This is a genomic window from Novosphingobium sp. (assembly GCF_036733805.1).
Taxonomy (GTDB): domain Bacteria; phylum Pseudomonadota; class Alphaproteobacteria; order Sphingomonadales; family Sphingomonadaceae; genus Novosphingobium.
The window spans coordinates 33,655-45,954 of the sequence record NZ_DAIMZT010000009.1; the positions used below are offsets into that span (position 1 = coordinate 33,655).

Genomic DNA, 12,300 nt, shown 5'->3' on the forward strand with positions numbered 1-12,300 from the left:
CGGACTTGCAGGTCAATGAGCGACAGCTCCATCGCACAGCAAACGCAATGGCGTTTCCTTAAAGCCCTTCTTTGACGCAACTTTCAAGCAACATAATGCTCATATGCAACAGCATGCGTTACCTGACGCAAGATAATCGAATTCCTTTAGATAAAGGCGATTATGGATACGGAACAGCACCAACTGTTGCATGACAGCCACAATGTATGAACCAATTCGTACTTTACCGCAAATTATGTTGAATCACGGTTCAGGTAGCGCAACAACCCTCTCAGTGCGGCAATATGTCTAACAGTGAGCCGCTGCTTGCCTCCGTTTGCCCGTCGGGTTTGGTCACGCTCCCGATGGGCAAACGAAAACAAGGGACACAAAGACGTGAAAACATCGATCCAAAAAGCCGCGTTTCGCGGCGCAACGAGTATTGCCGCCTTCATGATCGGCGGGACGGGAGCTTATGCGCAGCAAGCCACCTCTCCCGACCAGGGCAGTCAAAGCGAGACGAGCGACACGATCATCGTCACTGGTTCTCGCATTATCAGCCCCAATCTGACAGCTTCAAGCCCGGTTTCCGTCGTCAGCGGCGATACGTTCAAGGAGTTCAACTCCCCCAGCGTAGAAAGCCTCTTGGCCCAGAACCCGCAGTTCCTACCGGAAAAAGGCCCTGCCGTTAACAACGATAGTCCCGGCGCTGCGACGCTTAACTTGCGCGGTCTCGGTGACCAGCGGACGCTCGTTCTTGTCAACGGCAAACGTATGGTTTCTTACGACTACAACGGCGTGGTCGATGTGAACTCCATCCCGACAGCGCTCATCAAACGCGTCGATGTGCTGACTGGTGGCGCTTCAGCCGTTTACGGTTCGGACGCCGTGTCGGGCGTGGTGAACTTTATTCTCGATGACGAATTTACCGGCCTTCGCTTCGATGGTTCCACTCAGTTGTCGAGCAGGGGTGATGCGCCGGTCTATGACGTCAATGTGACCGGAGGCATGAAGCTGGGCGACCGTGGCAACATTGTCGCCTCAATCGGTTATCTGAAGCGCAAGTTGATCTTTCAATCGGATCGCGATTTCTCGAAGTTCGCGCTCAGTTCCGACGACCTCGTTTCCCCAGGCGGCTCCTCCACCGCTGTTCCGACCGTTTTCGACAACACTTTCGCCAGCACCGGCGGTAGTTATTATCAGGTTGGCGCCAACAATGACATAGTTCCATTCTATGAGCCATATAACTACGCGCCGCCAAATTACCTCATTACTCCGCAAAAACGCTGGCTAGGAACCGTCCTCGCCAAATACGAAGTCGCAGATGGAGTGGAGATTTACGGTCGCGGCAGCTACATTCGCAGTAAAGTTAATAGTCAGAGCGCACCCACGGGAACCTTCGGTTATTCTTTCAACATCTTTCCCGACAATCCATTTCTAACTGCTCAACAACGCGACCTGTTCTTCAATGGCATCGGGACGATCAATCCCGACGGATCGACCGCTTTGAATATTCGTCGCCGTTTCGTCGAGAGCGGAGGCCGAACGACGACCTACGACAATAAGTCCTGGCAGGCCGTCCTTGGCGTGCGGGGCGATCTCGCTGAAAAGTGGCATTACGACGTCTTCGGCCAATATTCCAAGACTACCCGCAATATCGCCTATCTGAACGACGTGTCTTTCGCTCGCGTGACACAGGCTCTCGATGCAGTGCAATCGGGAGGCTCCATCGCTTGCCGTGACCCGAGTAATGGCTGCGTGCCGCTGAACTTATTCACTACGGACCCGGTCAGCCCCCAGACTCTGGCGTTCATTAGTGCAAGCGGCGCGGAGAAGGATGTTACTGAACAATGGGTGGCCGGCGCCTCAGTCTCCGGCACCATAGGATCGATCTCTCCCTGGTCGAGCAACGACATCGGCGTCGCTCTGGGCGTAGAGTATCGCAAGGAAAAGGCACGTGCGGATATCGACCAAGCTTTCGCTTCGGGCGATTTGATCGGTTACGGACAAGGCATTCCCTTTGCGCCATTCAGTTATAACGTTAAAGAAGTCTACGGGGAGCTTCTGATACCCATTGTCTCCGACAAACCTGGGGTGCAGGAACTGACGCTCGAAACAGGTGCGCGTTACTCCGATTATTCCACGGCAGGCGGCGTGTTCACTTGGAAAGGTGGCGCGAACTGGACGCCGACAAACGGAATACGTCTTCGCGGAATGTATCAGCGCGCGGTTCGTGCCCCGAACCTTTACGAACTTGCAGCGCCTCACGTATCATCAATTGATAATCTTGATACTGATCCGTGCGCCGGGACGAATCCTGTCGGCAACGCCACTCTAACCAATCTCTGCATAGCCACCGGTGCCCCCGCAAGCCAGATTGGTCGAGTTCCCGGTCCTGTGTCGGGCCAGATCAATACCTTTTCCGGTGGCAATCTGGATCTGAAAGCGGAAAAAGCTGACACGATCACTTTGGGCATTGTGCTCAACCCGCCCAGTGTTCGGGGGCTTACGTTCTCGGTCGACTACTACGACATTAGAATCAAGAATGCGATCGATACGCTTGGCGGTTCGCCGCAGAACGTGGTGGACGCCTGTTATTCGGTGACTCAGGATGCCAGCAGCCCGTATTGCCAAGCGATTCATCGCAACGCGCTCAGCGGATCACTTTCCGGCGGCATAAATTACGGCGTAGATCAGTTTCAGTTCAACTCCGCTTCACGCAAAACTCGAGGCATTGATCTTCAGTTCGACTATAAGCGTCCGGTGGGCACCTATACCGTCGGCCTGAACGTGGCGGGAACTTATGTCATAAGCTACAAGAAGCAGGGCGCTTCCTTCCTTCCGGAGACGGAATGTGCCGGCCGCTTCGGCTTTGCCTGCAATATTGCACCCATGCCCAAGTGGAAGCACACTGCAACGCTTACCATTGGAAACGAGGACTTCAACCTGGCTGGCCGTTGGCGCCTAATCGGCTCAGTAAAGGAGGATGCCGGTACGGACATCCTGAAGTCGAAGATACCTGCCGTGAGCTACTTCGATTTCACGGCTAACTTCACGGTGCAGGATTCCTACACATTGCGTTTCGGCGTCCAGAACGCCTTTGACAAGCAACCCCCAATCGTCGGTTCAGCTGCGGGAGGCACCGCATACAACGCGGCAAATACCTTCCCTGTGGTGTACGATGTCCTCGGCCGTACATTCTTCGTCGGCATTACCGCCAAATATTGAGGACTCCGAAGCATAGCCATTGAGGCGGCCGGCGAAGGCCAGCCGCCTCTCCTTCGGAACATATCGCTGTGTGAAAGGCGCACCAAGATCAACGCCCGCACGCGGTGCAGTGATTAAAGAATTTTCCGCCCTTTCCCCGCACATACGATGATTTAGCTAACGATATTTCAACCATTTGGTCACATCTGTAGCAGAATCGCAACATAAAAGAACGCATTCCTCACATCATACCAAAATGACTTGAAACACGATTCGGGCGAGGCAACAAACTTCAACGGTAGAGCAACGACGCATCCAGAATGCGTTGTCTCGTCAGCCGGGCGCTTTTGAAGTTTGTCACATGTCTGCAGGGCGCTCAGCAGCAACAGGGGACACATATCGTGAAAACTTCTATTAAAAAGGCCGCGCTGTGCAGCGCAACCTGCCTTTCGCTCGCGGGCATTTATGCACCCACAGTGCACGCCCAAAGCGAAGGGAACGTAGCAGAAGCTCCCGCCCCTTCGTCCGAAAGCGCCGAGACAAAGGCCAGCGAAATCATCGTCACGGGCACGCGCATCCGAGTACCCAACTTGTCATCGCCAGTTCCCGTGACTTCCGTCACAGCGCCAACTTTGCTGGCCACTGGCAACCTCAGTCTGGGCGATGCGCTCAACAATCTGCCAGCATTGCGCAGTACCTTCAGTCAGGCCAACTCAACGCAATTCATTGGTACTTCAGGCGTCAACTTTCTCGACCTACGCGGTTTGGGCGTGTCGCGCACGCTGGTGTTAGTCGATGGGCGCCGTCATGTAACTTCATCTCCGGGCGATTATCTGGTTGATACCAATACGATTCCCAGCGACTTACTTGAGCGAGTGGATGTAATCACCGGCGGCAGTTCAGCCGTTTACGGCACGGACGCGATGGCCGGCGTCGTGAATTTTGTGTTGAAGCAGAATTTCGATGGACTCAAAATCGGGGGTCAGGGTGGCATTTCCAGCCGGGGCGATCGTGGCAGCTATTTTGGCACGCTTACCTATGGCAAGAATTTCAGCGACGGTCGTGGCAATATTGCGGTCTCTCTAGAATACGCGCATCAGAATGCGCTGTACAATGTCCAGCGCGATGGTCAGACTGGCGCGTTCAGCGGCCGCTCGCAGTTCAACCGCCAACAGGATTTGGGCAACCCCGCGAACCTATCCGACGGCATTTCCGATTTCGGCTTCTATACTGGAGTACGCAACGGAAGCCTATCGGATGGGGGCGAATTGACCGCGGTGTGCGGTGCAGCTGACCTTACCAATAGCGCTCGCTGCCGCACCAGCGGCTTTGCCCAGCGCTACATGTTCCAGCCTGATGGAACTCTCATTATGAGCAATCCCACGCTCGATTTCCGTGACATCACCGATGGAGGCAGTTCGAATACCGTTGGTGGCCTGGGTTCCACGTTGCGCAACACCGGCCAGCTCGATCCAATGCTCTCACGCTTTTCGGTCAACCTCATCGGTCATTTCGACATATCGGACGCTTTCACGCCATTCGTGGAAGCCAAATACGTGCGTATCCGCGCAAACCAGGAAGGCCAACCTAGCTTCTTCCAAGGCTCGATTCCTGCTTTCTTTGGCGGCGGTTTCGACCTCCGGTGCAACAACCCGTTCCTCGGCACGCAGGCGTTGCAAACGCTACAATCGATCGGTCGCTGTAACAGTCCCGCAACCGACACCTTCACCATGAGCCGTTTCAATGTCGATTTCGGCCCACGGGCTGAACTGGAAAAACGTGATACCTACCGCATCGTCGCGGGCGTGCGTGGCAACTTCATGGATACATGGCATTATGAGGTCGCGCTTAATTATGGCGAATTTCACGGCAGCACCACTTCATTGAACAATCTGTTGCTCTACAGTCAGGACCTGAGCAAAACCGCGGGGTTCCTCAATGCGATCAACGCAGTAAGAAATGGTGCAGGCCAGATCGTTTGCGGCATTAATGCCGATTCCGATCCGACGAACAACGATCCGAACTGTGTCCCCATCAGCCTGTTCGGTTCAGGCAATTCGACGCTGACGCCCCCGGCCCTGAAGTATATCAACACCACCGCGTTCAATCGTCAGCGCGCTTCGGAACTTGATATTACCGCAAACCTCACCGGAGACCTGTCGCGCTGGTTCACTACCTGGGGCGGCGGCTCGCTGGCATTCAACGTCGGCGGCGAATATCGCCGCGAAACTGCCTCTTCGACCTGGGATGCGCTGACCAAGGCCGGCGCGACGTTCCTCAACGCACTGCCAGACTTCTTCCCGCCGGCGCTCACATCAAAGGAAGTCTACGGCGAAATAAATCTGCCAGTCGTGAAGGACGCCCGCTTCGCGCAGGAACTATCGGTCAATGCCGCCGCGCGCTATTCCGACTATAACACTTCCGGAGGTATTTGGTCGTATAACCTGGGCGCAATTTACGCCCCCACGCGCGATATTAAGTTCCGCTTCGGCTTCGCACGGTCAATTCGTACTCCCACACAAAACGACCTTTACGCAACGCCGTCCCAGAACTTCGGATTCATTAGCGATCCCTGCGATGTGCAGAACCGCAACACCGGCGCCGCTACTCGCGACGCGAACTGTACCGCCGCCGGCATTCCTGAAGGTTTCATCAATCAACCATCGCGCGACACCAATCTGTCATTTCTGCAAGGCGGCAATCCCAACCTGACACCGGAAACCTCAAACTCCTATACTCTGGGCTTTATCGCGACGCCGCGGTGGCTGCCGGGTTTTTCTCTGTCGGTTGATTACTATAACATCACCATCAATCATGTCATTCAGACGATCGATGCCCAGCAAATTGTCGACAATTGCTATGACGCGACATCTTTGAATAATGCCTATTGCGGGCTGATAAATCGCGACCCCACAACGCATTTGTTCGAAGATCCTGCTGTTCTCGCCGGTCCGGTAAACTTTGCAAAACAAAAAACACGGGGCATCGATGTCAACGCGTCTTATGCACACCACTTCGGCAATGGTGACGTTCTGAATATTCAGGGCAATGGCGCGCTCGTTCTTCAACGAGATAATTATTACGATGTTTCCAATCCGAACCGTGTTACCCGGCAACTCGGCAATCTCGGTGACCCGAAGTGGGAAGCCGTTGGAAATCTGGATTACAAACACGGCCGCTTCACGCTACACTATCAGTTACACTTCATAGGACATATGTATATTGATGATTACGCAGACTATTACTCACTTAACGGGGAAGCTCCGCAGGAACCAGAATACACATTAATCAAGAAGTACCCAACCACGTGGTATCACGATGTGAAGCTGACGGTCGACATAGACAAGACGTTCCAGTTCTACGTGGGCGTGGACAACCTGACAGACAAGCTTCCGCCGTACGGTCTGCTGGGTGTAGGCAACCGCACGGACGGAGACGATGCACTCTATGACAATGTCGGCCGCTTCTTCTACGCAGGCTTTCGAGTGCACATGTAAGTTCGTTAGATAAAGCTTATGCAATGGAAGGCGGGATCGCTGGATCCCGCCTTTCTTTCACCCCAACCCGATCGCCAATGCCCCGTCGCCTTCATCAATCCGCAAGGCCGAGCCGTCCGGTACTTCACCCGCCAACAGCTTTTCCGCCAAGGGGTCCTGCAAGTACCGTTGCACTGCTCGCTTCAGGGGCCGCGCGCCGTAGACCGGGTCATAGCCCACACGGCCGAGCCAGCGCTTCGCGGCGTCTGTCAGGTCCAGCGTGATCTTGCGGTCCTTAAGCAGCTTTTGCACACGGCCGATCTGAATATCGACGATGGGGCCCATGTGCTCCTGGCCGAGGCGGTGGAACAGCACGATCTCGTCCAGGCGATTGAGGAACTCGGGGCGGAAATGGGCCCTGACGACTTCCATCACTTGCGGTTCTACACTGTCGACATCCTGTCCGTCCGCCAGGCCGGCAAGGTACTGGCTGCCCAGGTTGCTGGTCAGGATGATGAGCGTGTTCGTAAAGTCCACCAGTCTGCCTTGGCCGTCAGTCAGGCGGCCGTCGTCCAAAACCTGGAGGAGCACATTGAACACGTCGCTGTGCGCCTTCTCAACCTCGTCAAACAGCACGACCTGATAAGGCCGGCGCCGCACCGCCTCGGTCAGCACGCCGCCCTCCTCATAACCCACATAGCCGGGAGGCGCGCCGATCAGGCGAGCGACAGCGTGCTTTTCCATGAACTCGCTCATGTCGATGCGCACCATCGCCGTATCATCGTCGAACAGAAAGCCGGCCAGCGCCTTAGTCAGCTCAGTCTTGCCCACGCCGGTAGGACCAAGGAACAGAAAGCTGCCCAGCGGCCGGTTGGGGTCCTGCAAACCGGCCCTCGCGCGGCGCACGGCCTTGGAAACCGCTTCCACCGCGTCCTTCTGGCCGATCACGCGCTGCCCCAGCATCTCTTCCATGCGCAGCAGCTTCTCGCGCTCGCCTTCAAGCATCTTGTCGACAGGCACGCCGGTCCAGCGACTGACCACGCCGGCGATGTCGTCCTCGGTCACTTCCTCGCGCAGCAGCGCATTGCCTGAATGCGTTTGCGCCTCGGCAAGCTGCTTCTCAAGCGCAGGGATCGCACTGTAGGACAGTTCGCCCGCCTTGGCATAGTCGCCCGAACGTTGCGCCTGCTCCAGTTCGCTGCGCGCCTGATCCAGCTGTTCCTTCAGCCGGCCCTCGGCGGCAATCTTGTCGCGTTCATTCTGCCAGCGAGTGGTCAATTCGCTGGATTGCTGTTCAAGATTGCCCAGTTCTTCGCGCAAATGCGCCAGGCGGTCCTTGGAAGCCTCGTCAGTCTCTTTGCCGAGCGCCATTTCCTCGATCTTCAGCTGAACAATGCGGCGATCCAGCTTCTCGATCTCTTCCGGCTTGGATTCCACCTCCATGCGGATGCGGCTGGCGGCCTCGTCCATCAGGTCGATCGCCTTGTCAGGCAGGAAGCGGTTAGTGATATAGCGGTTGGAAAGCGTCGCCGCCGCCACGATCGCGCCGTCCGTGATGCGCACACCGTGATGTAACTCGTACTTCTCCTTCAGCCCGCGGAGGATTGAGATAGTATCCTCCACAGTCGGCTCGCCGACGAACACGGGCTGGAAACGACGCTGCAAAGCGGCGTCCTTCTCAACGTACTTCTGATACTCATCCAGCGTGGTGGCGCCGATGCAATGCAATTCGCCGCGCGCCAGCGCCGGTTTCAACAGGTTGCCTGCGTCCATCGATCCTTCGGAGGCCCCCGCCCCGATCAGCGTGTGCATCTCATCGATGAACAGGATGATCTCACCCTCGGCGCCCTTCACTTCGTCAAGCACGGCTTTCAGCCGTTCCTCGAACTCGCCGCGATATTTCGCGCCGGCGATCAGCGCACCCATGTCAAGCGCCATCAAGCGGCGATCTTTCAGCGAATCCGGCACGTCGCCGTTCGCAATGCGCAGGGCCAGACCTTCGACAATGGCGGTCTTGCCGACGCCGGGGTCGCCGATCAGGACGGGATTGTTCTTTGTGCGCCGGGCCAGAATCTGAACGGTGCGACGGATCTCCTCGTCGCGCCCGATCACCGGATCGAGCTTGCCGTCGCGAGCAGCCTCGGTAAGGTCGCGGGCATACTTCTTCATCGCGTCATAGGCGTTTTCGGCCCCGGCGCTGTCAGCTTTGCGGCCACCACGCAGTTCTGTGATCGCGGCTTCCAATGCCTGAGGCGTCAGATTGGCGGCCTTGAGCGCCTGCCCAGCCGGCGTCGTGGCGGCCAGGGTCAGCGCCAGCAGCAGGCGCTCTACCGTGACGAAGCTGTCGCCGGCCTTGGCCGCCGCCTGCTCAGCCGCATCGAGTACACGCACCGTATCATTGTCGAGTCCCGGTGAAGCTTGCGCGCCGCCGCCCGAAACCGCCGGCACTTTGGCCAGCGCCTTGTCCAGTTCCTGGGTGGCGATGGCCGGGTTGCCGCCTGCGCGCTTAATAAGCCCTGCCGCCATTCCTTCGGAATCGTCAAGCAGCGCCTTGAGCACATGTTCGGGGCTGATCCGCTGGTGATTCATGCGGATCGCGACCGTTTGCGCCGCTTGCAGAAAACCCTTGGCACGATCAGTGAACTTTTCGAGATTCATGGTGTCTTTGCCTCCTGACCTCGATCATATAGTGTTGCATATATACAACACAAGGACCTCTTGTCTTTCCGGTCTGCCATCCTGGCCCGAACAAAACCTTGACCAGGCACAAAGAAGCCGAGCGGAAGCCGGCTTTCGCTAAATGGGTTCTATGCCTAGGGATTGCCAGTCCCAACGAGATGGCCGATCGGGGAAGACAAAGCCCGCATCCGCGCAGGCCGGGCGCTTTAAGAATCCTTGAGTGGAAGCATGAGCGATACGGTCGTTCCTGATCCCAGCCGGCTTTCGATGTCGAAGCGGCCGCGATGACGCTCAACGATGTGCTTGACGATCGACAGCCCTAGCCCGGTTCCCCCGGCGGCACGGCTGCGGCTGGTATCGGCACGATAAAAGCGTTCGGTAATGCGCGGCAGGTGCTCCGGCGCTATCCCATCTCCTTCGTCACGCACGGTCACCAGGGCCCACCCGGTCGGCGTCGCTTCCACGCCCACCTCGACCAGCCCGCCCGGTTTGCCGTATTTCAGCGCGTTGTCGATAAGATTACGCAAAACCTGGGAAAGCTGTCCACGATCTCCGGCGATGACAGCATCGGCACAGTCGGCAGTCACTGACACGCGGGCACCGCCGCGAAACTCGCCGGCCACTTCTTGCGCAAGGGCGACCAGGTCAATGCGGTCCGAAGGAACTTCATGCTTCACCGCCTCGATCCTGGAAAGCGACATGAGATCCGAAATCAGCGCCTGCATTCGCTGCGCCTCGTGCCGGATGGTTTCCAGAAAACGGTTGCGGACCGCCTCGTCGCCGCCCGCTTTGGGATTCATCAGCGTCTCGACATATCCCAGTACGTTGGCCAGCGGAGTTCGCAATTCATGACTGGCATTGGCCACGAAATCGGCGTGGGCTTTGGCAACGCTGACCCTCTCGGACAAGTCGTAAAGGCTGACAACCCGTTCAGTCGGCCCGATCACACGACAATCGACTTCCCACACCGATCCTCCGGTGGAAAGCCCGGACACTTGGGCTGCCCCGCCCCCTTCGCTGAGGATGGCGGCTACGGCCTTGGGATCACGGATGGCGATGCGCACGTCCTGTCCGACGATATGCGTGCCCAGCAATTCCTGAGCGGCACTATTTGCAAAGCGCACCTGCCCCCGCGACACCATGAGCGCAGGGGTCTGCAATTGTTCAAGAAGATGAGCGCCATCCACGCGCATGCGCAAATTCCTCCGGTTCGACCGGCCCAATATTCTTCGGCGGCGCGCCACTGGCAACCGCAAACACCGCCAAATTCACAAGCCGCCTGTAAATGCCATGCAAAGCGCCATTCCGGTGCGCTGTGCGCTGGTGTTCCCCATACACTCTCGCTATGCTGCAAGTGCGCAGGCCGGCCTGCCTATGCCCCCTAAATAGGCCGCGATGAGAAGCGCGGTCGTCGGTGGAAAGGTTTACGTGACGAAATTCATTTCCGATCGCCTCCTTGTCTTCGGCGCGACTGGCGACCTTTCCCGCAGAATGCTTCTTCCCTCGCTTTGCGCTCTCGATGCGGAGGGCCTGCTTAATCCGGGCATAGAGATCGTCGGCACTGCGCGATCAGACCTGGACGATCAGGGCTTCCGCAATCTGGTGCGCGAATCGCTCGAGCAGTTTCTGCCGGCAAACCGCCGCGGCGGCATGGCAACCTTTCTGAACCGGCTGAGCTATCAACCACTTGATGCCAGTCAAGCCGAAGGGTTCCAGTCGCTGGCGCGTAAAGTCGGCGCCCCGCAGGACGGGCTTTCCATCTTTCTCTCGACCGCCCCCAGCTTGTTCGAGCCTACTATTCGCGGCCTGGAAAAAAGCGGGCTTGCGGGCGCACAGGTGCGGATCGGGCTGGAAAAGCCCCTCGGCGTCGACCTCGCCTCCAGCAGGATCATCAATGACGCTGTGGCAGCCGCATTTCCAGAGGATAGGATCTATCGCATCGACCATTATCTGGGAAAGGAGACGGTCCAGAACCTGCTGGCGCTGCGCTTTGCCAACTTGATGTTCGAACCCCTGTGGAATGCCGCGCACATCGATCACGTGCAGATCACCGTCGCGGAAACGGTGGGCCTGGAAGGCCGCGTCGCGTTCTACGACGATGCCGGGGCACTGCGCGACATGGTGCAGAATCACATGCTGCAATTGCTCGCCCTGGTAGCCATGGAACCGCCGGTTTCCTACGACGCAACGAATGTGCGTGACGAGAAGGTAAAGGTGCTGCGCTCCTTACGAAAGGTGCAGACAAGCGAAACCGTCATTGGCCAATACCGAGCAGGCGCAATCGGCGGCCAGGCCGTTCCAGGCTATGATGAGGAGCTGGGTAAGCCGTCGAATACCGAGACGTTCGTCGCCATCAAGGCGCATATCGACAACTGGCGCTGGCAAGGCGTGCCATTCTACCTGCGAACCGGCAAGCGCCTGCCCCGCCGGACGACCGAGATCGTCGTGCAATTTCGTGATGTGCCGCATTCGATCTTCACCGGCCGCGGAGCCAGGACCGTGCCCAACCGGCTGGTCATCGGCATCCAGCCCAGCGAAAACATCACGCTCTCCCTGATGGCGAAAGTTCCCGGCCTTGATCGCGAGGGTTTCGGCCTGCGTTCGATCCCCTTGGCCATCACCACGCCGGACGCCTTCGCGGGGCCGCAACGGCGCATCGCTTACGAGCGCCTGCTGCTTGATCTCATCGAAGGCGATCAGACGCTCTTCGTTCGCCGCGACGAGGTGGAGGCGCAATGGGACTGGATTGATTCCATCCGTATCGGATGGGCGGAACAGCGGCTGGAGCCGAAGACTTATACTGCAGGAAGCTGGGGCCCGTCCGCAGCCATCGCTCTTGCCGAACGCGACGGCGTGACCTGGCACGAGTGAGGCCAGCTCACCTCGAGATACGCCGATACCGGTCGCAGGCGTCCTAGGTGGGGCGACGGCAGCCGGACTGGAAATTCAGGAGTAGTCC

At 57.7% G+C, this 12,300-nt stretch carries 5 protein-coding genes; 3 read left to right on the forward strand and 2 right to left on the reverse strand.

Annotation, left to right across the window (positions count from 1 at the left end; translation table 11 throughout):
* Positions 1 to 375: 375 nt before the first annotated feature.
* The gene (locus V7D69_RS04135; RefSeq protein ID WP_333605131.1) at positions 376 to 3,207 is read left to right on the forward strand and encodes a TonB-dependent receptor; all 2,832 of its coding nucleotides are present in this window, start codon (positions 376 to 378) and stop codon (positions 3,205 to 3,207) included.
* A gap of 380 nt (positions 3,208 to 3,587) precedes the next feature.
* Positions 3,588 to 6,683 carry a TonB-dependent receptor domain-containing protein gene (locus V7D69_RS04140; protein ID WP_333605132.1) on the forward strand — a complete coding sequence of 1,032 codons (3,096 nt, stop codon included), beginning with the start codon at positions 3,588 to 3,590 and terminating at the stop codon, positions 6,681 to 6,683.
* Between the two features lie 57 nt (positions 6,684 to 6,740).
* Here the strand turns inward: V7D69_RS04140 and clpB are convergent, their stop codons facing one another.
* Positions 6,741 to 9,320, reverse strand: coding sequence for an ATP-dependent chaperone ClpB (gene clpB / locus V7D69_RS04145; RefSeq protein WP_333605133.1), 2,580 nt, complete (start codon positions 9,318 to 9,320; stop codon positions 6,741 to 6,743).
* A gap of 227 nt (positions 9,321 to 9,547) precedes the next feature.
* Positions 9,548 to 10,534, reverse strand: a complete 987-nt coding sequence (locus V7D69_RS04150; protein WP_333605134.1) for a sensor histidine kinase — start codon at positions 10,532 to 10,534, stop codon at positions 9,548 to 9,550.
* A gap of 235 nt (positions 10,535 to 10,769) precedes the next feature.
* Here V7D69_RS04150 and zwf point away from each other — a divergent pair, with 235 nt between their 5' ends.
* The gene (gene zwf / locus V7D69_RS04155; protein ID WP_333605135.1) at positions 10,770 to 12,212 is read left to right on the forward strand and encodes a glucose-6-phosphate dehydrogenase; all 1,443 of its coding nucleotides are present in this window, start codon (positions 10,770 to 10,772) and stop codon (positions 12,210 to 12,212) included.
* Positions 12,213 to 12,300: the final 88 nt, after the last annotated feature.

Excerpts from the sequence above, each read along its gene's own strand:
- clpB (WP_333605133.1), bottom strand. The coding sequence starts at position 9,320 with ATGAATCTCGAAAAGTTCACTGATCGTGCCAAGGGTTTTCTGCAAGCG.
- V7D69_RS04150 (WP_333605134.1), bottom strand. The coding sequence starts at position 10,534 with ATGCGCGTGGATGGCGCTCATCTTCTTGAACAATTGCAGACCCCTGCG.